Source organism: Maribellus luteus, from assembly GCF_003576475.1.
GTDB classification, from domain to species: domain Bacteria; phylum Bacteroidota; class Bacteroidia; order Bacteroidales; family Prolixibacteraceae; genus Draconibacterium; species Draconibacterium luteum.
The window spans coordinates 1-514 of the sequence record NZ_QWGR01000301.1; the positions used below are offsets into that span (position 1 = coordinate 1).

Sequence of the window (514 nt, forward strand, 5' to 3'; positions counted from 1 at the left end):
CCGCCATCTTCGCCCTGCTGTTCCTGGCCCTGGGCGGCGTGCGGCGTGCGGCGGCGGTGTTCGCCACGGCTCCCCTGTGCCTGGCGGGCGGGGTGTTCGCCCTGGCCCTGACCGGCATCGCCTTCTCGGTCTCGGCGGCGGTGGGCTTCATCTGCCTGTCGGGGGTGGCGGTGCTCAACGGCCTGGTGGTGATGAGCAGCATCGGCAAGCGGCTCGAGGACGGCGCCGACCTCGCCGCCGCCATCGTCGAGGGCGCCTATGAGCGGGTGCGGCCGGTGATCATGACCGGCCTCGTGCCGGCCGTCGGCTTCGTGCCCATGGCGCTGGCCAGCGGCACGGGGGCGGAGGTGCAAAAGCCCCTGGCCGTCGTGGTCATCGGCGGCCTGATCGGCGCGCAGGGCGACCAGACCTATGACCGGCAGATGTACGGCGCCCTTGCGGGCGTCCAGGTCGAGCCGGGCTTCGAGATCCAGTTCGGAGCGGGCGTGACCGATCAGAGCGACCGCGGAACCCA

1 protein-coding gene is annotated in these 514 nt (G+C 72.6%); it reads left to right on the forward strand.

Annotation, left to right across the window (positions count from 1 at the left end; all coding sequences use genetic code 11):
• Window positions 1-514, forward strand: a 514-nt coding sequence (locus tag D1614_RS25215; protein WP_175579329.1) for an efflux RND transporter permease subunit, incomplete at both ends; no start/stop codon positions are given.